The sequence below is a fragment of the Pseudomonas sp. G11 genome, from assembly GCF_029457515.1.
Lineage (GTDB): Bacteria > Pseudomonadota > Gammaproteobacteria > Pseudomonadales > Pseudomonadaceae > Aquipseudomonas > Aquipseudomonas gorinensis.
The window spans coordinates 2,899,854-2,920,076 of sequence record NZ_CP120377.1; the positions used below are offsets into that span (position 1 = coordinate 2,899,854).

Below are 20,223 nucleotides of genomic sequence, written 5' to 3' on the forward strand. Positions count from 1 at the left end.
TTGGTCAAGTCGGTTTTTTTCTGAATGGGCGCAACAATACTGCATTCGCAGGTCCGTTCGCATCCCCCGCGTCCCTTGTAGGAGCGAGCTTGCTCGCGAAAAACTCAAGGGCGCCGCGTTCATTCTGGTTTCACGCGTTATCGTTGACGATTTTCGCGAGCAAGCTCGCTCCTACAGACGGCGTTGTGAGCCCGGTTAAAGGTGCAAGGCATGCCCGAGCGCACGCAGTGCCGCTTCCTGCACCGCCTCACCGAGCGTCGGATGGGCATGGATAGTGCCCGCCACGTCTTCCAGGCGCGCGCCCATTTCCAGGCTCAGGCCGAACGCGGTGGACAGCTCGGACACGCCGGCACCGACCGCTTGCCAGCCGACAATCAGATGATTGTCCCGCCGCGCTACCACCCGTACGAAACCGGTTTTCGACTCCAGGGTCATCGCGCGGCCGTTGGCGGCAAACGGGAAACTCGACACGATGCAGTCCAGGCCGGCGGCCTTGGCTTCATCGGGCGTCTTGCCGACCACCACCAGTTCCGGGTCGGTAAAGCACACCGCCGGGATCGCCGCCGGGTTGAATTCGCGGTGTTGACCGCTGATCAGTTCCGCGACCATCTCGCCCTGGGCCATGGCCCGGTGCGCCAGCATCGGCTCGCCGCTCAGGTCGCCGATCGCCCACACATTGTGCATGCTGGTCTGGCAACGGTTGTTGATCCTGATCGCCGCGCCATTCATCTCCAGGTCCAGCGCCTCGAGGTTCCAACCCTGGGTATTGGGTTTGCGACCGACGGCCACCAATACCTGGTCGGTCACCAGTGACAAGGTGTCGCCATTCGGGTCGCGCACTTGCAGGTGGTTGTGTTCGAAGCCGGTGACGCTGTGCTTGAGGTAGAGCTTCACTCCCAGCTGCTTGAGGGACTCAACCACCGGCTGGGTCAGTTCGGCGTCATAGGCGGGCAGGATGCGCTCCTGCGCCTCCACCACGCTGACTTCGGCGCCGAGCTTGCGGTAGGCAATGCCCAGCTCCAGGCCGATATAGCCACCGCCCACCACAATCAGGCGCTTGGGCACGCGGGTCGGCGCCAGGGCTTCGGTGGAGGAGATGATCGGCCCGCCAATCGGCAGCATCGGCAGGTTGACGCTTTTCGAGCCGGTGGCCAGCAACAGGTGTTCGCACTGGATGCGCTGGTCGCCGACGTCGACGGTCTTGCCGTCCACCACGTTGGCCCAGCCGTGGATCACCTGCACCTTGTGTTTCTTTAGCAGCGCGGCAACGCCAGTGGTCAGGCGATCGACAATGCCGTCTTTCCATTCCACGCTTTTGCGGATGTCCAGGGTCGGCACATCCACTTCGATACCCAGCTGGGAACCCTGGCTGTGGTGGATGGTTTGCTGGAACTGTTCGGCCACATGGATCAGGGCCTTGGACGGAATGCAGCCGATATTCAGGCAAGTACCGCCCAATGCCTGGCCTTCGACCAGAATGGTCGGGATGCCCAACTGGCCGGCGCGAATGGCGGCCACATAACCGCCGGGGCCGCCGCCGATAATCAGCAGGGTGGTATGCAGTGTTTGAGTCATGCCCTTACTCCAGGAACAGGCTGGCGGGTTGTTCGAGCAAGCCGCGAATGGCCTGGATGAATTGTGCCGCGTCCATGCCATCGACCACTCGGTGATCGAAGGAACTGGAGAGGTTCATCATCTTGCGGATCACGATCTGGCCCTTGATCACCATCGGCCGTTCGACGATGCGGTTGACGCCGACGATGGCCACTTCCGGCAGGTTCAGCACCGGGGTGCTGACGATACCGCCCAAGGCACCCAGGCTGGTCAGGGTAATGGTCGACCCCGACAGTTCGTCGCGGCTGGCCTTGCCATTGCGCGCGGCGGTGGCCAGGCGCGCGATTTCCTCGGCATTGCCCCACAGGCTGCGCGCCTCGGCGTGACGCACCACCGGCACCATCAGCCCCACATCGCTCTGCGTCGCGACGCCGACGTGGACGGCGCCAAGGCGGGTGATGACCTGGGCTTCGTCGTCGTACCGCGCATTGATCTGCGGGAACTCCCGCAACGCCACGACCATGGCGCGCACGATGAATGGCAGCAGGGTCAGCTTGCCGCGTGTCGCACCGTGCTTTTCATTGAGGTGCACACGCAATTCGTCCAGGGCGGTGACGTCGATCTCTTCCACATAGCTGAAATGCGCGGCGCGGCGGGTGGCGTCCTGCATGCGCTGGGCGATCTTGCGGCGCATGCCGATCACCGGGATCTGTTCTTCGTCGTTGCGTTCGGCGTAGGGGTTGGCGGCAGCGGACGTTTTCAGCGAACCCTGCAGCAAGTAGGCGTCCAGGTCTTCGTGCAGGATCCGGCCGGCAGGGCCCGTGCCCTGGACCAGGCGCAGTTGGATACCCGCATCCAACGCATGCTTGCGCACGGCGGGGGAGGCCAGTGGGCGTTCATTGGCATCGCGAGCCACGGGGGCGTGTGGCGCCACGGCCGGCTTGCTTTCCACCACCGGGGCCGCCTTGGCTTCAACCACCGGCGCGGCTTTCACCGGTGCCGCGGTGACCGGCGCATCCTTGGTATTGCCTGCGCCTTCCACTTCAATGCTGATCAGGACACTGCCCACGGCCATGACTTCACCCGGCTCGCCGCCGAGGGCAATCACCCTGCCATGGACCGGCGAGGGAATATCCACCATCGCCTTGTCGGTCATCACATCCGCCAGCACCTGGTCTTCGACCACCATATCGCCGACCTTCACATGCCAGGCCGACAGTTCAACTTCCGCAATGCCTTCGCCAATGTCCGGCATCTTGATTACGTGCGTGCCCATTCAGACCTCCATGACCCGTTTCAACGCCGCGCCCACTCGGGACGGACCTGGGAAATACGCCCATTCCTGCGCGTGTGGGTAGGGGGTGTCCCAACCGGTGACGCGTTCGATTGGCGCTTCCAGGTGGTGGAAGCAATGTTCCTGCACCAGCGCCACCAGTTCGGCGCCGAAGCCGCAGGTACGGGTGGCTTCATGCACCACCACGCAACGGCCGGTCTTTTTCACCGACTTGACGATGGTTTCCAGGTCCAGCGGCCACAGGCTGCGCAGGTCGATGACCTCGGCGTCGATGCCGGTCTCTTCGGCGGCGACTTGCGACACATACACAGTGGTGCCGTAGGTCAGCACGGTCACGGCCGAGCCTGGGCGCACGATGGCGGCCACATCCAGTGGCACGGTGTAGTAACCGTCCGGCACTTGTGCCTGCGGGTGTTTCGACCACGGCGTGACCGGTCGGTCGTGGTGGCCATCGAACGGGCCGTTGTACAGGCGCTTGGGCTCCAGGAAGATCACCGGGTCATCGTTTTCGATCGAGGCAATCAGCAGGCCCTTGGCGTCATACGGGTTGGACGGCATCACCGTGCGCAGGCCGCAGACCTGGGTGAACACCGCTTCGATGCTCTGGCTGTGGGTCTGGCCGCCGTAGATGCCGCCGCCGCAGGGCATGCGCATGGTCAGCGGTGCGGTGAACTGGCCGGCCGAGCGATAACGCAGGCGCGCGGCTTCCGAGATGATCTGGTCGGTGGCGGGGTAGACGTAGTCGGCGAACTGGATTTCTGCCACCGGGCGCAGGCCGTAGGCACCCATGCCCACCGCCACGCCGATAATGCCGCTTTCCGAGATCGGTGCGTCGAACACCCGCGAACTGCCGTATTTGCTCTGCAAGCCTTCGGTGCAACGGAACACGCCGCCGAAATAACCGACGTCCTGGCCGAATACCACCACGTTATCGTCACGCTCAAGCATCACATCCATGGCCGAGCGCAGGGCCTGGATCATGGTCATGGTGGTGGTGGTCATGGCGGTTTCCAATTCGATGCTGTTGTTGTGATCGTTCATGTCAGACCCCCAACTCTTGACGCTGGCGCTTCAAGTGCTCCGGCATCTCTTTATAGACGTCTTCGAACATGGTCGCGGCGCTCGGAATCTGGCCACCGGCCAGGGTGCCGTACTGTTCGGCTTCTTTCTGCGCGGCGATCACCTCGGCTTCAAGTTCGGCACTGACCGCCGCGTGTTCCTCTTCGGACCACTGGCCAATCTTGATCAGGTGCTGCTTGAGGCGGGCAATCGGGTCACCCAGGGGGAAGTGGCTCCAGTCGTCGGCAGGGCGGTACTTGGACGGATCATCCGACGTGGAATGCGGGCCGGCGCGATAGGTGACCCATTCGATCAGGGTTGGCCCGAGGTTGCGGCGCGCACGCTCGGCAGCCCAGGCGGAGGCGGCATACACCGCGATAAAGTCGTTGCCATCCACGCGCAGGGAGGCGATGCCGCAACCGACGCCGCGTCCGGCGAAGGTGGTGGCTTCACCGCCGGCAATCGCCTGGAAGGTGGAGATCGCCCACTGGTTGTTGACCACGTTGAGAATCACCGGCGCGCGGTACACGTGGGCGAAGGTGAGCGCGGTGTGGAAGTCCGATTCGGCGGTGGCGCCGTCGCCGATCCAGGCGGAGGCGATCTTGGTATCGCCCTTGATTGCCGAGGCCATGCCCCAGCCCACGCCTTGTACGAATTGGGTGGCGAGGTTACCGGAAATAGTGAAGAAACCTGCGTCCTTGACCGAGTACATGATCGGCAGTTGGCGACCCTTGAGCGGATCGCGCTCGTTGGACAGCAGTTGGCAGATCAGGTCCACCAGCGGTACGTCGCGGGCCATCAGGATGCTTTGCTGGCGGTAGGTGGGGAAGCACATGTCGTCGATGTTCAAGGCCAGGGCCTGGGCGCTGCCGATGGCTTCTTCGCCGAGGCTCTGCATGTAGAACGACATTTTCTTCTGACGCTGGGCGACCACCATGCGGTTGTCGAAGATCCGCGTCTTGAGCATGGCGCGCATGCCGCGCCGAAGGACCTCGACAGGCACCCCTTCGGCCCATGGGCCCAGGGCCTGGCCCTGGTCGTCGAGCACGCGGATCAGGCCCTTGGCCAGATCGGCGGTGTCGGCGGGTTCTACGTCGATGGCGGGTTTGCGCACCAGGCCGGCGTCGGTCAGGCGCAGGTAGGTAAAGTCGGTCTTGCAGCCTGGGCGGCCCGAGGGTTCGGGAACGTGCAGGCGCAGTGGTGCATACGGCTGGTTCATGGCTTTCTACGCTCGATCTTGTGAATTTCTTGTAGTGGGCGCGCTAGCTGACAGTCAGTCTTCGGGTAGAAGAAATCTTGTCCTACAACAATCATAGGCTCGGCGTAGAAGAATATTTATCTCTGTTTCGTTGCGCTCCGGCTCATTTGCGGATAAAAAAACTGCATAAACATAATAAACAGGTGATTTTGTCTCATGCGCAAACTGGACCGTACCGATATCGGCATTCTCAACGCCCTGCAGGAGAATGCGCGCATCACCAACGCCGACCTCGCCCGTTCGGTCAACCTCTCCCCCACGCCGTGCTTCAACCGGGTCAAGGCGATGGAGGAACTGGGCCTGATCCGTGACCAGGTCACCCTGCTGGATGCCGATTTGCTGGGGCTGCACGTGAACGTGTTTATCCACGTCAGCCTGGAAAAACAGAACGAACTGGCCTTGCAGCAATTCGAAGGCGCGATTTCCGACCGGCCCGAGGTGATGGAGTGCTATTTGATGGCCGGCGACCCCGACTATTTGATCCGCGTACTGGTGCCAACGATCCAGTCACTGGAGCGCTTCATGATGGACTTCCTGACCAAAGTGCCGGGGGTGGCGAATATTCGCTCAAGCTTTGCGCTCAAACAGGTGCGTTACAAGACCGCGTTGCCACTGCCACCGGATGGCTTGATGGTCTGATACCAACAGGTGATAAGACTCACCACTTTGATAGTTAGCTAGATAACTAAAGTAGTTGTTTTATTATTTCCACCTATAAATAAAAAATTGCTTAATCAGTCACGTATTTTTCACATCCGTTTCAACACATTAACACCCATAAGGCCGTGAAGTTCGCGGCCCAGGAAAGGGGTGAGCCGCGATGTCCATGAGAGCCTTGAAGTTGAACTTTCGTACCACGCTATGTTTTGGCGTGGTGTGCCTTCTACTGTTGATACAAGGGGCCATGACGCTGATAAAAGTCGACAAAGTTTATTCGTCGACTGTCGATATAGAAACTAACTGGCTGCCCAGTATTCGCCTGGGCGGTGAGATAGATGCGGCGTTTTACAAGCTGCGTCTTGATCTGCGTCGTTTTGCCATGGAAAGCGACCACCAGGACCCCGCGTCCCTTGAGAAACTCAAAAGCATTCGTGCTGCCGCGCTTGAAGTTGCCGAGCGCTATGCACCGTTAGTGTCGAGCCCCGAGGAACAGGCCAAGTACAACCAGGCAATGAGCGGGATCAAGAACTACGTCCAGAAAACCGATGAGTTTCTTGCGCAAGTCTCCACCCTGTCCCCTGAGCAGATGTCGACTTACTTGCGTGACGTCAACGGGCCTATTGCGCTTGAAGTGCAACGCTCCATCAGCGAACTGATCGAGTTGAATGCCCGCGGCTCCAGCCAGGCGGTGCAAGTTGCCTCCGGTGAGTATCAAGCCGCGCGTCTGTTTACCTGGCTACTGATGATCGGTTCAGTGCTGGTCACCCTCGTGGTTGCGCGTTTGTTTACCCGCAGCATTATCAAGCCGGTACGTGAATTGTTGGTGTCGACCGGCAAAATTGCCGACGGCGATTTGCGTGTCGCCATCGCCGTCAACGGCAATGACGAGTTGACCGAATTACAACGGTCGACCGCGTCTATGCAAATGAACCTGAAAAGCACCTTGCAGCATATTTCTGAGGCGTCCGGGCAGTTGGCCTCGGCTGCGGAAGAGATGAGCGCCATTACCCGCGAGTCCAGTGCAGGGATTGAACGCCAAAGCATGGAGACGGATCAGGCGGCCACGGCGGTTAACGAGATGACGGCGGCGGTGGAAGAAGTGGCGCGCAATGCGGTTTCGGCTTCCCAGTCGACGCAAGACTCCCAGCGCTCGGCCAAAGTTGGCCATGAGCGGGTGACGCAAACCATCGCCTCGATCGAGAAACTCAGCGCCACGGTGCAGCAGACCGGTATCGAAGTCGAAGGGTTGGCCAAGCAGGCACAGGACATCGCCCGGGTGGTTGAAGTCATTCGCTCGATTGCCGAGCAAACCAACCTGCTGGCCTTGAACGCGGCCATTGAAGCCGCCAGGGCAGGGGAGCAGGGGCGGGGCTTTGCGGTGGTGGCCGACGAAGTGCGGGCACTGGCCCATAGAACGCAAACCTCGACCCAGGAAATCGAGCAGATGATTGCGAAAATCCAGACGTGCTCCAGTGACGCGGTGTCTTCCATGGCCCTCAACCGCAACGAAGCGCTGGACTCGTTGAAGATCGCCCATGAAGCGGGCCTGGCCATTACTCAGATCACCGAGGCCATCACGGATATCAATGACCGTAACCTGTTGATTGCGACCGCCTCCGAGGAGCAGGCCCACGTGGCCCGGTCCGTGGACCAGAACCTGATCAGTATTCGCGATCTTTCCATCCAGAGTTCGTCGGCGGCCGGTCAGACCTCGATCGCCAGCCAAGAGCTGTCGAGGCTGGCGGTGGACCTCAAGCAGATCGTGTCGAAATTTGCCGTAGCCTGATCACACCTGCGAAATACCCCCGGAGCATGCAACGGCATGGACGCCACGCAGGATGGCTTTAGAGCTGATTCAACGGAATCTTCAGGTACACCACCCCATTCCCCTCCGCTGGCGGCATATTGCCCGCTCGCACATTCACCTGGATCGCCGGCAACAACAGCGTGGGCATCCCAAGGCCCGCATCGCGCTGGGTTCGCATCGCCACAAACGCCGCTTCGTCCACCCCGTCATGCACATGAATATTGCCCGCGCGCTGCTCGGCCACGGTGGTCAGGCATTGGGCCGCGCGGCCCTCGGGTGGGTAGTCATGGCACACGTACAGCCGGGTCTGGGGTGGGAAGGCCAGGAGTTTGCGCATCGACGCATACAACTGGCGCGCATCGCCGCCGGGGAAGTCGCAGCGTGCGGTGCCGACATCCGGCATGAACAGGGTGTCGCCCACCAGGATCAACTGGTCGTCGATCAGGTAGGCCATGTCCGCCGGCGTATGCCCGGGGACGTGCAGGGCCTGGGCCTTCAGAGAGCCGATGTGGAACACCTCATCCGGTGCAAACAGGTGATCGAACTGCGAACCGTCGACGCGAAATTCCGGCTCCAGATTGAACAGGTTCTTGAACACGTCCTGCACCTTGCTGATGCACTGGCCAATGGCGAACTTGCCGCCCAGTATCCGCCGCAAGTACGGCGCGGCAGACAGATGGTCCGCATGGGCGTGGGTCTCCAGCAGCCACTGCACCTGCAGGTGATGTTCGCGCACAAAAGCAATCACCTTATCGGCCTGGGCGGTGTCGGTGCGTCCGGACGCCGGGTCGTAGTTGAGCACCGAGTCGACGATGGCGCAGGCGCTGCCATCGGTTTCATAGACGACGTAGGTGTAGGTCGACGATGCCTCGTCCAGAAAGGCTTGAATCAACGCTGGCATGGCGGCTGTCCCCGGTGAGGAAAAAAGTGATTACAATCAGTTTACATTTACACATAATGTTTTGAGCTTAAGTGAGAGAAAGGACCCGCGGCAAATGGAATCTACTCTGAGTGAAGGCGAAGTCGCCCAGTTGCGCGCGTCGGCGTCCAAGGCGTGTTCCTTGCTCAAGGCCCTGGCCAACGAGGATCGCTTGTTGATCCTGTGCCAGTTGACCCAGGGGGAGCGCAATGTCGGCGAGCTGGAAACCATGACCGGTGTGCGCCAGCCCACGCTGTCACAACAGTTGGGCATCCTGCGCGACGAAGGGCTGGTGTCGACCCGCCGCGAAGGTAAATACATCTTCTACGGCCTGGCCAGCCACGAAGTGATCCAAGTGATGAAGACCTTGTCCGGTCTTTACTGCGGCGCGGTCATGAAAAGCTGGGCGTGAGGCCATACGGCAGCGACCCTTGTGTGCATGACGATAAGAAAGGCGATCGACCATGAATGACCAACACTGGGGACCGACCATCAGTGGCGATATCGTTGTCACCGGCGGTTCGGCAGGCATTGGCCTGCTCAAGGGCCGTGAGTGGCAGACCCGTCTGACCAAGGTGGATTGAATGCTGCTGGCCAGTCTTTTGGGGATGTTGATGGGCCTGGTCATGGGCCTGACCGGTGCCGGTGGTGGCATCCTCGGGGTGCCGGCGTTGGTACTGGGCCTGGGGTTGAGCATGACCCAGGCCGCGCCGGTGTCGTTGCTTGCCGTGGGCGCGGCGGCGGCGGTCGGGGCGATCGATGGGTTGCGCCACGGCCTGGTCCGTTATCGCGCCGCGTTGTTGATCGCCTTGCTCGGTGCGCTGTTTTCACCCTTGGGCGTATTTCTCGCCCACCAAATGCCCGAGCCACTGCTGATGGGCCTGTTCAGTGCGCTGATGGTGCTGGTGGCCTGGCGCATGCTGCAGCGCGAAAAGGTCGAGACCGGCCCGAGTGACCATGGCGCCGCGTCCTGGGGCCAGAAAAACTGCATGCTCGACCAGCAGACCGGGCGCCTGGCCTGGACCGTCAAATGCAGCGCGACCTTGGCCGCGTTGGGCGCGGTGACCGGTGCCGTGTCGGGCCTGCTTGGGGTCGGCGGTGGCTTTCTGATCGTGCCGGCGTTCAAGCAACTGACCGATGTGCAGATGCGTGGCATCGTCGCCACCTCGTTGATGGTGATCAGCCTGATCTCGTTGATCGGTGTGGCGGGCGCCATGCAGGCCGGGGTGAGCATCGAAGCGGTGGGCTGGGTGTTTATCGGCGCGAGCATCGTCGGCATGCTCATCGGCCGGCGCCTGTGTGCGCATATCCCTGCGCGCACCTTGCAAGTGGGGTTCGCCAGCCTGTGTGTCCTGGTGGCCCTCGGCATGTTGGTCAAGGCCGGTCTTACGTCCTAAGTGCCGGGCCTGTCTCCGGGCCCGTCTTACGCCCCATTTGCCGGGCTCCCCCGGCCCGCCCAAAGCACCCTCAAATCACGGCCAAGGCAGCGTAGGCCGGGGCCTGGCATCTTTCGATAATCGCCTCCGACATCACGTCCCTGTTGCGGAGCGCACCATGCATAACAATAAGAACCTCCCCCTGCGTCTGTTACCTGCTTTTATTCTCAGCCTCGGGCTCAGCCCGTTCGCCGATGCGGAAATCATGCTGTATGACAAAGACGACACGACCTTTTCCACCGATGGCTACATCAACGCCTTCTACGTCAACAGCAAGGTGGACCGCGCCGGTGACCAATACGATCGGCGCCAGGCGCGGGTGAAGATGGGCTTCTTGCCCAACTACCTGGGCTTCAACATGAGCAAGCAGGCTGACGACCTCAAGCTCGGCGCCCGCGCATCGTTCTGGGTGACCATCAACGACAGCGAAACCAATGGCACCGACACCGCCATCGACGTGCGCCAGTTCTACGGCACCGTGGCCAACCCGGAGTGGGGCGAGGTGCTGATCGGCAAGGATTTCGGCCTGTTCGCGCGCTCCAATATCCTGCTCGATGAGCTGCTCGCGGGCTACGGCCAGGTCAGCGACAGCCTCGGCCTGGTGGATGGCGGCGGGGTGTCGTTCGGCAATATCGGCAGCGGTTACCCGTACCCGTTCCCCACCTCGCAGATCACCTACCGCACCCCGGTGATGGATGGCCTGCGCATTGCCGTGGGCATCCTCGACCCGGTGGATACCAACGACAGCAGCCCCCAAGGCAAGGCCTACCAGAAGAACCCGCGCACCGAGAGCGAGGTCACCTACCAGTTCGACCTCGGCGGGGCGAAAATCTACAGCTGGCTCAACGGCAGCTACCAGACCTCCGACAACACCGACTCGACCGTGGCGTCCGTCACCTCCAAGGGCCTGGGTTATGGCGTGCAGGCGAAAATGGGCGGCCTGTCCTTGACCGGCTCGGGCTTCCAGGCCAAGGGCATCAACCCGTTCTTCACCAACAATGCCGGCGAGGCGACCCTGCGTAATGTCGACAGCAACGGCTACCTGCTCCAGGGCTCGTACAAGCTGGGCAAGAACCGCCTGGCGTTGTCCTATGGCAAGACCCAGGACGACGGCAACGGCGTGGTGGGCAGCGGCGCGGATTATGAGACCCGGGGCATTGCACTGTTCCACGACGTGAATGCCAACCTGAAGCTGGTGGCCGAGTACAACCAGTTCCAGATCAAGGGGCATGACACCCGCGCGCAGAATGAAGACACCGATACCTTCGCCGTCGGAGCCGTGCTCACCTGGTAACCCCTGCACTGCAATCCAACTGGAGGGGCGGTGCGATACCGTGAAACTTCATCCCATCGCATCCCCCCACCCAGTACCCAAGTAGCATAGGTCCCGCCCCCCGCCCTTCGTACACTCATGCCTCAGAGGGGGAACCAACGATGCACAACAGTGAAGGCGTAGTCAGTGCCATGTCCCAGGCGATCGATGCCAGGCAGGCCGCCGAGGAATTGGCCGAGCAACTGCTGCATCCATACCTGGGCTTCGTGCTGTTTTTCTGCTCAGCCTCCTACGATCTACAGGCCCTGGGCCAGGCCCTGCAACAGTGCTTCGGCAGCGTACGGGTGGTGGGCTGCACCAGTGCCGGCGAGATCACGCCTGAAGGCTATGGCCGTAATTGCGTCACGGCAATGGGCTTTAACCACGCGCACTTTTCCATCGCCACCGAATTGATCGACCAGGTGGAACACTTCAGCCTGATCGACGCCCAGCAGATGGTCGAACGTCTCGTCGGCGGCTGTCGCAGCAACACCCTGGCGCCGATCAAGGGCAATACCTTCGCCCTGACCTTGCTCGATGGTTTGTCCAGTCGTGAAGAAATGGTGCTCGCCGCCCTCAGTGCCGCGCTTGGCGACATTCCGCACTTCGGCGGTTCGGCCGGTGACGACAACTTCCTCACCCACACTCACGTGTACTTCAACGGCGCCTTCCACAGCGGTGCGGCGGTGGTGGTGCTGGTCAATACCTGGCTGGATTTCGAGGTCTTCACCACTCACCACATCCTGCCGCGCAGCGAAAAGCTGGTGGTGACCGGCGCCGACAGCCCGTCGCGCCGGGTCTTCGAACTCAACGCCGAACCCGCCGCCGAAGAATACGCGCGACATATCGGCGTGGCCGTGGCCGACCTTGACCACCGTATCTTCGCTGCCCACCCGCTGGCGGTGCGTATCCATGACCAGTACTACGTGCGGGCGATCCAGCAGGTGCATGACGACCTGAGCCTGAGTTTCTACTGTGCGGTGGAAAACGGCATCGTGCTCACCGTGATGAAGCCGGGGCCGATCCTGCCGAACCTGGAAAACCTGTTCGACGGCCTGCAATCGCGTCTTGGCGACTTGCTGCTGACCATTGGTTGCGACTGCTTCCTGCGGCGCCTGGAGCTGGAAGACAGCGACAACCTCGAACAAATCGGCTGCTTTCTGCGTGACCATCGGGTGATGGGGTTCAACACCTACGGAGAACAGTTCAATGGCATGCATATCAACCAAACCTTCACCGGCGTCGCCATTGCCCGAGGTCGAGCTCCTGGATCGCACTGAACTGTTGGCCGAGGTGGCGCGACTGCGCCAGGACAACCACAAGCTGGCGCGGATCAATGCGGCGTTGATCGAGCGTATCGAGTCCGGCGTGACCCAGGGCAATGACCCGTACACCACCTTCCAGCATTCGGTGGTGCTGGCCGAACAAGTGCGCGAGCGCACCGACGCACTGAACCAGGCGATGGCCGAACTGCGCGCCAGCAACCATTTGTTGATCAACGCCCGGCTGCGCGCCGAAACGCTGCGGCGGGAACAGGCCGCCGCGCAAAAAGCCCAGGAAAGCGAGCGCTGGATTCGCCTGATCACCGACCATGTGCCGGCCCTGATCGGCTACCTGAATGCCGACCTGGTGTATGAGTTCACCAACAAAGTCTACGAAGAATGGTACTGCTGGCCACGGGGCATGATGCTCGGGCAGAGCCTGCGCGAAGTGCACAGCGAACAGCACTGCCAGCGCCTGGATGCGTATGTCGCCCGCGCGTTGGCGGGGGAGAGCGTGACCTTCGAATTCGCCGAAACCAATATCAAGAACCAGGAGCGCTACATGCTGCGCTCCTACGTGCCCAACCGCCTGGCCAATGGCGAAGTGGTGGGGATTTTCGTGCTGATCCGCGACATCACCGAACGCCGCCGCACCGCCGAAGCCTTGCATCAGGCTTACCTGCATCTGGAGCAGCGCGTCGCCCAGCGCACCTCGGAGCTGACCTCGCTCAACGACCAACTGCTGCGCGAGATCGACGAGCGTCGCCGGGTGGAGTCACGCCTGCGTGAAGCCAAGCTGGAGGCGGAACAGGCCAACCTGTCGAAAACCAAATTCCTCGCCGCCGTCAGCCACGACCTGCTGCAACCGCTGAACGCCGCGCGGCTGTTCACCGGTGCCTTGCTCGAACGCCGCGAGCCCCAGGCCAATGAAACCCTGGTGCGCAACGTGAGCAATTCCCTGGAAGACGTGGAAAACCTGCTGGGTACCCTGGTGGATATCTCCAAGCTGGACGCCGGGGTGATCAAGGCCGATATCGCCCCGTTTGCCTTGAGCGAGTTGCTCGACAACCTGGCTGTGGAATACACCGAACTGGCCCGCAGCGAAGGTTTGGCGTTGCACTTTATCGGCTGTTCGGCGCTGGTGCGCAGCGATATCCAGCTGCTTGCGCGTATCCTGCGCAACCTGCTGAGCAATGCGATTCGCTACACCTATCAGGGGCGCATCGTGCTCGGTTGCCGGCGTCAGCACCAGCGTTTGTCGATCCAGGTGTGGGACAGCGGCATGGGCATTGCCGAGGAGCGCCTGGAGGAGATTTTCCAGGAGTTCAAGCGCGGTGATGTGCAGCGGCGCGATCAGGATCGCGGGCTGGGCCTGGGGCTGGCGATCGTAGAGAAGATCGCCGGGATACTCGGCCATCGCATCACCGTCAAATCCTGGCCGGGCAAGGGCTCGATGTTCTCGGTGGAAGTGCCGCTCAGCGCCACCGCCCCGCGTTCATTGCCCATGCCGGCGATGACCGAGCCGATGCTCGAACGCCTGCAAGGCGCGCGGGTGTGGGTGCTGGATAACGACGCAGCCATTTGCGCGGGGATGCGCACCTTGCTCGAAGGCTGGGGGTGCAGCGTGATCACCGCACTGTCGGAGCAGGACCTGGCGCGGCAGGTGGACAACTACCATGCCGAGGCGGACCTGTTGATCGCCGACTACCACCTGGACGATGAGCAGAACGGTGTCGACGCCGTGGCACGCATCAACGCCCGGCGCGCCAGCCCGATCCCGGCGATGATGATCACCGCCAACTACAACAACGAGCTGAAGCTACAGATCCGCGAACTGGGGCACACCTTGATGCATAAGCCAGTGCGGCCGATGAAGCTCAAGACTGCCATGAGCCACCTGCTCGGCAAGTGAACCCCGAAACCCCATCAAATGCAGATCAAAGTGTGGGAGGGGGGAAGCCCCCTGGTGTTGTGTCAGGAAGCTCAGGGGTACGAGGCCGGTGCTGGCCACCTGCCCGGCAAGCGAACCCCGAAACCCCATCAAATGCAGATCAACCTGTGGGAGGGGGCTTGCCCCCGATAGCGGTGTGTCAGTCAACTTTATTGTGACTGACACACTGCCATCGGGGGCAGGCCCCCTCCCACCTTTGATTGGTGTTGCGTCAGGAAGCTCAGCGGCGCAGGTACGAGGCCGGTGCGAGCCACCTGCCCGGCAAGCAAACCCCGAAATCCCATCAAATGCAGATCAACCTGTGGGAGGGGGCTTGCCCCCTCCCACCTTTGATTGGTGTTGTGTCAGGAAGATCAGTGGTGTGGGTACGAGGCCGGTGCGGGCTACCTGCCCGGCAAGTGAACCCCGAAACCCCATCAAATGCAGATCAAAATGTGGGAGGGGGCTTGCCCCGATAGCGGTGTGTCAGTCAACTTTTATGTCACTGACCCACTGCCATCGGGGGCAAGCCCCCTCCCACCTTTGATTGGTGTTGTGTCAGGACGATCAGCGGCGCAGGTACGAGCCGAAATCTATATCTCCGGCACTGAGTATCGCTTGCACCCGGTTGTGCACATTCAACTTGCGCAGGATCGCCGACACGTGGGCCTTCACGGTGGTCTCGGCAATTTCCAGGGTGTAGGCAATCTGTTTGTTCGACTCACCCTTGGTCATGCGTTCCAGGACCAGCAACTGCTTGCGGGTCAATGCCTGCAGCAGTTCGGGGGCGAAGCCGGGGTTTTCGTTGAGGCGGCGGTGGGTACCGGTTTTCTGGGTGCGGATGATGTCCGGCGGCAGGTACACGTTGCCGTTGAGAATCTGCTGGATCGCCTCGGTCATCTGCTGGCGCGGCGAGGACTTGGTGATAAAACCAACGGCACCGTAGGTGATGGCTTGCAGCACGATCTGCTTGTCCTGCTCGGCCGACACGATCACCACCGGAATGGTCGGCGACTCGTTGCGAAGGTTGATCAGGCCATTGAGGCCGTGCATGCCGGGCATGTTCAGGTCGAGCAGGATCAGGTCCAGGTCGTCGTGTTCCTGGGTCAGCGCCAGGGCACTGTCCAGGTCGGCGGTCTCCATCACTTCGCTGCCGGGGAAACCGTCGCTGATGACGTTATGGATCGCTTCGCGAAACAGCGGGTGATCATCGGCAATCAGGATTTTGTACATGGCCGTTCACCTTTCTTATTGTGGTTATTCAAATGGCTCGGGTTGCGCAACCGACACCGGCAGCTTCGCCGCTTCCCAGGCATCCAGGCCATCTCGATACCAGTACACAGAGGTATAGCCCAGGTTGGCGGCACGTTTTACCGCGTTCCAACTCAACCAGCAATCGGAGCGGCAATAGAAGACCAGCGGTCGTGTCGGGTCGCCGCCGCTGTAGGTGTACAGGTGGCGCACGAAGTAGCTTTGCCATTCCGGCGTGAGGTCGCCATCGCCGGTATTGGCCAGCCAGTGGCTGCCGGGCAGGTTGGCGTGAGGCTGGTCTTCGATGAAGCGACCTTGCAGCCATTGACGGCGATACACGTCGATCAGCACCGGTGCCGGGGTCTGCGCCAGCAGGGCTTGCAGGGCCGGGGTGTCGATGATCGTGGCGCCCGGCAAGTGATCGGGCGTGGGGCTGCGGTACAGGCTGATGCGGTAGCCGTCGGCGGAAAACAGTGGGGTGTCGGCATGCGCGTGAGCGATGAACAGACACAGCAGTGCCAACAGAGGCAGTCGGGCAGGCAGCATGGCGGGGCAATCCTTATCGTTATGCGGCCATTACACGTGAGTCCCGAGCCCTTGGGAATGCGACGATAGACAGGAAAACCCGTACTAAAGTAGTAGTTTTTGCCAGCCTCAGCCCTTTTTGCGCAACGCCGCATGCTGAGGGTTGAAGGTCAGTACCGCCAACACCGCGAACAGCACGGTCAAGCCCAAGCACACCGCCAGGGCCAGGCCGGCGAAGCGTTCATACAGGGCAAAGCGCACCAGCTCCACGGCGTGGGTAAACGGGTTGATCGCGCACAACCAGTACAGCCATTCACTGGAGTCGCGCATCTTCCACAGCGGATACAGCGCCGATGACAGGAAAAACAGCGGGAAGATCACGAAATTCATCACCCCGGCAAAGTTTTCCAACTGACGAATGGCATTCGACAGCAGCAGGCCCAGGGCACTCAGCATCAAGGCCACCAGCAGCAAGGCGGGCAGGGCGATCAGCAGCCCCATGGCCGGCGGTTGCACACCGTATACCCAGGCAATCGCCAGGAACCCGTACACCTGCAACAGCGAAATCAACGCAGTGGCGAGCAGCTTGCTGCACAGCAAAAATGTGCGCGGCAGCGGGCTGGTCAGCAGCACGCGCATGCTGCCCATCTCGCGGTCGTAGACCATCGACAACGAGCCCTGCATGCCGTTGAACAGCAGGATCATGCAGGCCAGCCCCGGGATGATGTAGACCTCGTAGGGGATGTAAGTGTCGTAGGGTTCGATCACCGAAATGCCCAGCGCAGCGCGGAACCCGGCGGCAAACACCAGCAACCACAACAGCGGGCGCACCAGGGCGCTGAGAAACCGGGTGCGCTGCAACACAAAGCGCAGCCACTCGCGCAGCACGATGCCGCGCAAGCATTGCCAGTAAGCGTTCATGCCACGGCTCCTGTGGGGGCGGGGCGGGTCAGGCGCGCGAACACGCTGCCCAGGTCGCCGCCCTGGGCCTGGATCAACGCGTCGACTTGCCCGCTGGCCACCAAGCGGCCCTGGTGCAGAATCATCAGCGCATCGTCGGGCTGCACTTCATCGAGCAGGTGGGTGGTCCACAGCACGCTGATGCCTTGCTCCAGGCACAGCCTGCGCACGTGCTGGTTCAGGGCCAGGCGGCTGGCGGGGTCGAGGCCGACACTGGCTTCATCCAACAGCAGCAAGCGGGGTTCGTGCAGCAACGCCCGGGCGATTTCGACGCGGCGCCGGTGACCGCCGTTGAGTTCGCGGACTTTTTCGCGGCGCCGTTCCGTCAGGGCCTGGCGCGCCAGCTCGGCGGCAACGCGCAGGTCGGTCTGGCGCCGCGATAAGCCGTGCAGCGCGGCGTGGTAGCGCAGGTTCTGCTCCACGCTCAAATCCAGGTCCAAGGTGCTTTGCTGGAACACCACCCCCAGTTGCGTGAGTGCTGCGCGTGGCGCATCGCGCAGGGAGTGGCCGCCCACGCGGATATCGCCGCTTTGCAAGTCGTACAACCGCGTGAGCAGCGCGATCAAGGTGGATTTGCCCGCGCCGTTGGGCCCCAGCAACGCGGCAAACCCTCCGGGCGCCAGGCTGAAACTCACCTCGTGCAGGGCCTGGCGTGCGCCATAGGCGAAGCTCAGGTCGCGCACCTCCAGGGCGTTCATGGCGTCACCACCACGCCCCACGGATAACGTCCGACCTTGACCGACTTGATCACCTTGAGGCTGTCCACATCGATCACCGATACATCGCCGCTCACGCCATTGGTGGCCAGCAACTGTTTTTCGTCCGGGGTGAATGCCATCTGCCAGACGCGGCGGCCCACCAGCAGGTAGTCGAGGATTTCGAAGGTCTTGGCATCGATCACCGCCACATGGTTGGCCGGGCCGAGGGCGACAAAGCCGTACTTGCCGTCGGCGCTGAGCTTGATCCCGACCGGCTGCACCTTGTCCGGGTGCACGCCCTTGATCTTGAAGGTCAGGGTCTTGAGGATCGTGCGGCTGGCCACGTCGAGGATGGTCACGGTGCCGCCGATTTCCGCCGAAGCCCACAGCTGCGAGCCATCGTGGTTGAACTCGACGAAGCGCGGGCGCTGGTCCACCAGGGTGCTGTCGGCCAGGGTCTGGGTGCTGGTGTCGATCCAATGCAGCATGTTCGTGGTTTCGCTGGTGTTCACCGCCCACTTGCCGTCCGGGCTCACGGCCATGCCTTCAGGCTCCACGCCGACGTTGATCTGGCCGAGCACCTTGGAGGTCTCGGTGTCGATCACTGTCACCAGCGCATCGTCTTCGTTGGACACGTACAACCAGCGGTTATTGGGGTGCAAGGCGAACTGCTCGGGGTCCTTGCCGGAGGGCAGTTCCTTGATGATCTTGCGCGTCGCCACGTCCATCACCTGTACCCGGTCCGAGTCGCTGGCGCAGATGTACAGCAACGTGTTGTCGTGGGACAGCAACAAGCCCCTTGGGCGCTGGCCGACCTTGAGGGTGTCGGTGACTTGCAGGGTCTGCATGTCGATCAGGCTCAGGCTGTTGTCTTTCTCGTTGGAGACCCAGGCGGTGCTGGCCATGGCGTGCCCGGCGGCAAGCAGCAGGGCGCATGAGAGCAGGGTGCGGCGCATGGCGGATTCCTTATTATTGTGAGTAGGGGAGCGATCAGGGGAAGCGGCAGGTCACCTCGGGCTTGTCGTAGCCCAGGCTGTCCATTTCGTTGAAGGGGTGCAGGAAACCGTCCTGGGGCGAGGTGCTGACCAGGGCGCGGGGCTGCACGATCGGGATCGGTTGGCGCAACTCGCCGTTCCACGGGCGGTAGCTGAGCTTGCGGCCCTTGAAACCGTCCAGTGGCAATTGTTCGCTGATCTCCAGTTGGCGGATGGCCATGGGCTCGACCTGGCGCAACTTGTTGACCGCACTGGCGACGCTGCGCACGGCCATCCAGGCGGCGAAGTCGCGGTCGTTCATCCAGCGCCCGGCCAGGGCCTCGAAGCGTTTTTGCAATTGCGCGGCGCCGTAGGTCTCGACGGTTTTGTGCCAGCCGGTGGGCGTCAGGCCCTGAGTGCCGGCGACGGGGCGCGGGTACCAGGTCTGGTAGGGCACGTACTCGCCGAAGTCGCCGCGCTCATCGGCCACCAGTACCACGTCGTATTCGGCGGTCTGGGTGAACAGCGGCATATCCGCCTGGGCACTGCGGCGTTGGTCGTTATCGAAACGCCAGGCTTTTTCCGCCACCAGCTGCACGCCGAAACGCTTGGCGGCGCGGCGCAGGGCGGCGGCGTAGGCTTGGTCATCCTCGGTGGGGCCGACGATCAGCAGCGCCTTTTGCCATTTGCGCACCACCATGAACTGCGCCAGGGCATCGGCGAGCATGGCCCGGCTCGGCAGGCTGTGCAGCACGTTACCCAGGCAGTCGGTGCTGCGCAGGCTGTCATCCGGGCTGCCTGCGTTGAATAGCAGGCTGTCGGGCAGTGCCGCGCTGAGTTGGCGCAGGCTGGCGGCGGGGGCGTTGACCACGAACAGGCGCAGGCCCTGGGCGTGCTGGGCCTGGGCGGCGGCGAGCAGGGCCTCGGGGGTGTCCACCGTGGCGCTGGTCAGGCTGTAGCGCTGGTTGAGAAAGGCGCCGGTGCTGTTGCTGTCGATGATCGCCAGCTCGGCGCCGCGTTGCCCGGCATCGCTCGGCTCGGGGATCACATTCGACAGCAGCGGCCCCGGATCCGGCCGGTAGCCCAGGTAGCCGATCTGTACCGCCAGCGGCGCCTCGGCAGCCTGGCTGGCGCTGGCCACCCCGGCGGCGCAAGCGATCGCCAGCAGGTACAGCACGGCGTAGGGGGCGAGCTGGCGCATAAGGCACTCCATGACAGGTAGCGCCAGCATAGGAACCCTTGGGGGCGCTGCAAATATGCAGAAAGTACCGCTGGGGCAGTACCAAGGTAGTAGCCCCGCGCGCGTGGCGCGGTCTTAGCATGG

Annotated in this window: 17 protein-coding genes and 1 pseudogene; 7 read left to right on the plus strand and 11 right to left on the minus strand. The window is 62.2% G+C overall.

All coding sequences use genetic code 11. The annotated features are described in order from the left end of the window. Window positions 1-195: 195 nt before the first annotated feature. The 4 genes from lpdA to P2T68_RS13490 are packed head-to-tail and all read right to left on the minus strand — an operon-like array spanning window position 196 to window position 5,126. Window positions 196-1,575: a dihydrolipoyl dehydrogenase gene (gene lpdA, locus P2T68_RS13475; RefSeq protein WP_277379472.1), complete on the minus strand. Its 1,380-nt coding sequence runs from the start codon at window positions 1,573-1,575 to the stop codon at window positions 196-198. A gap of 4 nt (window positions 1,576-1,579) precedes the next feature. Further along, window positions 1,580-2,830, minus strand: a complete 1,251-nt coding sequence (locus P2T68_RS13480) for a dihydrolipoamide acetyltransferase family protein (RefSeq protein ID WP_277379473.1) — start codon at window positions 2,828-2,830, stop codon at window positions 1,580-1,582. Further along, window positions 2,831-3,889, minus strand: a complete 1,059-nt coding sequence (locus P2T68_RS13485) for an alpha-ketoacid dehydrogenase subunit beta (protein WP_024076336.1) — start codon at window positions 3,887-3,889, stop codon at window positions 2,831-2,833. A 1-nt stretch (window position 3,890) separates the two neighbouring features. Next, complete coding sequence (locus tag P2T68_RS13490) at window positions 3,891-5,126, minus strand: 3-methyl-2-oxobutanoate dehydrogenase (2-methylpropanoyl-transferring) subunit alpha (RefSeq protein ID WP_069076571.1); 1,236 nt, start codon at window positions 5,124-5,126, stop codon at window positions 3,891-3,893. A gap of 195 nt (window positions 5,127-5,321) precedes the next feature. Between P2T68_RS13490 and P2T68_RS13495 the strand changes: the two genes are divergently transcribed. After that, window positions 5,322-5,804, plus strand: a complete 483-nt coding sequence (locus P2T68_RS13495; RefSeq protein WP_017847498.1) for an Lrp/AsnC family transcriptional regulator — start codon at window positions 5,322-5,324, stop codon at window positions 5,802-5,804. A 181-nt stretch (window positions 5,805-5,985) separates the two neighbouring features. Beyond that, complete coding sequence (locus tag P2T68_RS13500; protein WP_024076334.1) at window positions 5,986-7,611, plus strand: methyl-accepting chemotaxis protein; 1,626 nt, start codon at window positions 5,986-5,988, stop codon at window positions 7,609-7,611. A gap of 58 nt (window positions 7,612-7,669) precedes the next feature. Here the strand turns inward: P2T68_RS13500 and P2T68_RS13505 are convergent, their stop codons facing one another. Next, window positions 7,670-8,533: an MBL fold metallo-hydrolase gene (locus P2T68_RS13505; protein ID WP_277379474.1), complete on the minus strand. Its 864-nt coding sequence runs from the start codon at window positions 8,531-8,533 to the stop codon at window positions 7,670-7,672. 94 nt (window positions 8,534-8,627) lie between these two features. Here P2T68_RS13505 and P2T68_RS13510 point away from each other — a divergent pair, with 94 nt between their 5' ends. The 5 genes and pseudogenes from P2T68_RS13510 to P2T68_RS13530 form a co-directional block, all read left to right on the plus strand. Next, the gene (locus P2T68_RS13510) at window positions 8,628-8,963 is read left to right on the plus strand and encodes a metalloregulator ArsR/SmtB family transcription factor (protein ID WP_024076332.1); all 336 of its coding nucleotides are present in this window, start codon (window positions 8,628-8,630) and stop codon (window positions 8,961-8,963) included. Between the two features lie 172 nt (window positions 8,964-9,135). Continuing rightward, window positions 9,136-9,948, plus strand: coding sequence for a sulfite exporter TauE/SafE family protein (locus tag P2T68_RS13515; RefSeq protein ID WP_102625600.1), 813 nt, complete (start codon window positions 9,136-9,138; stop codon window positions 9,946-9,948). Between the two features lie 157 nt (window positions 9,949-10,105). Further along, entirely contained in the window at window positions 10,106-11,281 is a 1,176-nt protein-coding gene (locus P2T68_RS13520; protein ID WP_069076573.1) for a porin, read from the plus strand. A gap of 140 nt (window positions 11,282-11,421) precedes the next feature. Continuing rightward, on the plus strand, window positions 11,422-12,579 hold the full coding sequence (gene nosP, locus P2T68_RS13525) for a nitric oxide-sensing protein NosP (protein ID WP_069076574.1): 1,158 nt from the start codon (window positions 11,422-11,424) through the stop codon (window positions 12,577-12,579). A 262-nt stretch (window positions 12,580-12,841) separates the two neighbouring features. Further along, window positions 12,842-14,473, plus strand: a pseudogene (locus P2T68_RS13530) (PAS domain-containing hybrid sensor histidine kinase/response regulator); the annotation flags it as partial. 585 nt (window positions 14,474-15,058) lie between these two features. On the opposite strand, the gene P2T68_RS13535 reads toward P2T68_RS13530, so the two are convergent. From P2T68_RS13535 to P2T68_RS13560, 6 genes are all read right to left on the minus strand, one after another. Beyond that, window positions 15,059-15,724, minus strand: a complete 666-nt coding sequence (locus P2T68_RS13535) for a response regulator transcription factor (protein ID WP_024076326.1) — start codon at window positions 15,722-15,724, stop codon at window positions 15,059-15,061. 24 nt (window positions 15,725-15,748) lie between these two features. Further along, complete coding sequence (locus tag P2T68_RS13540) at window positions 15,749-16,288, minus strand: PQQ-dependent catabolism-associated CXXCW motif protein (protein WP_150056090.1); 540 nt, start codon at window positions 16,286-16,288, stop codon at window positions 15,749-15,751. A gap of 108 nt (window positions 16,289-16,396) precedes the next feature. After that, on the minus strand, window positions 16,397-17,188 hold the full coding sequence (locus P2T68_RS13545; protein WP_021492851.1) for an ABC transporter permease: 792 nt from the start codon (window positions 17,186-17,188) through the stop codon (window positions 16,397-16,399). Next, the gene (locus P2T68_RS13550; protein WP_024076324.1) at window positions 17,185-17,925 is read right to left on the minus strand and encodes an ABC transporter ATP-binding protein; all 741 of its coding nucleotides are present in this window, start codon (window positions 17,923-17,925) and stop codon (window positions 17,185-17,187) included. Before P2T68_RS13550 ends, P2T68_RS13545 begins: the two co-directional genes overlap by 4 nt. Beyond that, the gene (locus tag P2T68_RS13555; protein ID WP_024076323.1) at window positions 17,922-18,881 is read right to left on the minus strand and encodes a YVTN family beta-propeller repeat protein; all 960 of its coding nucleotides are present in this window, start codon (window positions 18,879-18,881) and stop codon (window positions 17,922-17,924) included. Before P2T68_RS13555 ends, P2T68_RS13550 begins: the two co-directional genes overlap by 4 nt. Before the next feature lie 34 nt (window positions 18,882-18,915). Continuing rightward, a complete protein-coding gene (locus tag P2T68_RS13560; RefSeq protein ID WP_150095378.1) occupies window positions 18,916-20,100 on the minus strand; it encodes an ABC transporter substrate-binding protein in 1,185 nt (394 codons plus the stop codon). Window positions 20,101-20,223: the final 123 nt, after the last annotated feature.

Bases quoted from the DNA above. Each gene is read 5' to 3' on its own strand.
- P2T68_RS13480 (WP_277379473.1), bottom strand. From the start codon at position 2,830: ATGGGCACGCACGTAATCAAGATGCCGGACATTGGCGAAGGCATTGCG.
- P2T68_RS13555 (WP_024076323.1), bottom strand. From the start codon at position 18,881: ATGCGCCGCACCCTGCTCTCATGCGCCCTGCTGCTTGCCGCCGGGCAC.
- P2T68_RS13510 (WP_024076332.1), top strand. From the start codon at position 8,628: ATGGAATCTACTCTGAGTGAAGGCGAAGTCGCCCAGTTGCGCGCGTCG.
- P2T68_RS13505 (WP_277379474.1), bottom strand. From the start codon at position 8,533: ATGCCAGCGTTGATTCAAGCCTTTCTGGACGAGGCATCGTCGACCTAC.
- P2T68_RS13540 (WP_150056090.1), bottom strand. From the start codon at position 16,288: ATGCTGCCTGCCCGACTGCCTCTGTTGGCACTGCTGTGTCTGTTCATC.
- P2T68_RS13485 (WP_024076336.1), bottom strand. From the start codon at position 3,889: ATGAACGATCACAACAACAGCATCGAATTGGAAACCGCCATGACCACC.
- P2T68_RS13550 (WP_024076324.1), bottom strand. From the start codon at position 17,925: ATGAACGCCCTGGAGGTGCGCGACCTGAGCTTCGCCTATGGCGCACGC.
- P2T68_RS13515 (WP_102625600.1), top strand. From the start codon at position 9,136: ATGCTGCTGGCCAGTCTTTTGGGGATGTTGATGGGCCTGGTCATGGGC.
- P2T68_RS13535 (WP_024076326.1), bottom strand. From the start codon at position 15,724: ATGTACAAAATCCTGATTGCCGATGATCACCCGCTGTTTCGCGAAGCG.
- lpdA (WP_277379472.1), bottom strand. From the start codon at position 1,575: ATGACTCAAACACTGCATACCACCCTGCTGATTATCGGCGGCGGCCCC.
- P2T68_RS13560 (WP_150095378.1), bottom strand. From the start codon at position 20,100: ATGCGCCAGCTCGCCCCCTACGCCGTGCTGTACCTGCTGGCGATCGCT.
- P2T68_RS13545 (WP_021492851.1), bottom strand. From the start codon at position 17,188: ATGAACGCTTACTGGCAATGCTTGCGCGGCATCGTGCTGCGCGAGTGG.
- nosP (WP_069076574.1), top strand. From the start codon at position 11,422: ATGCACAACAGTGAAGGCGTAGTCAGTGCCATGTCCCAGGCGATCGAT.
- P2T68_RS13500 (WP_024076334.1), top strand. From the start codon at position 5,986: ATGTCCATGAGAGCCTTGAAGTTGAACTTTCGTACCACGCTATGTTTT.
- P2T68_RS13495 (WP_017847498.1), top strand. From the start codon at position 5,322: ATGCGCAAACTGGACCGTACCGATATCGGCATTCTCAACGCCCTGCAG.
- P2T68_RS13490 (WP_069076571.1), bottom strand. From the start codon at position 5,126: ATGAACCAGCCGTATGCACCACTGCGCCTGCACGTTCCCGAACCCTCG.
- P2T68_RS13520 (WP_069076573.1), top strand. From the start codon at position 10,106: ATGCATAACAATAAGAACCTCCCCCTGCGTCTGTTACCTGCTTTTATT.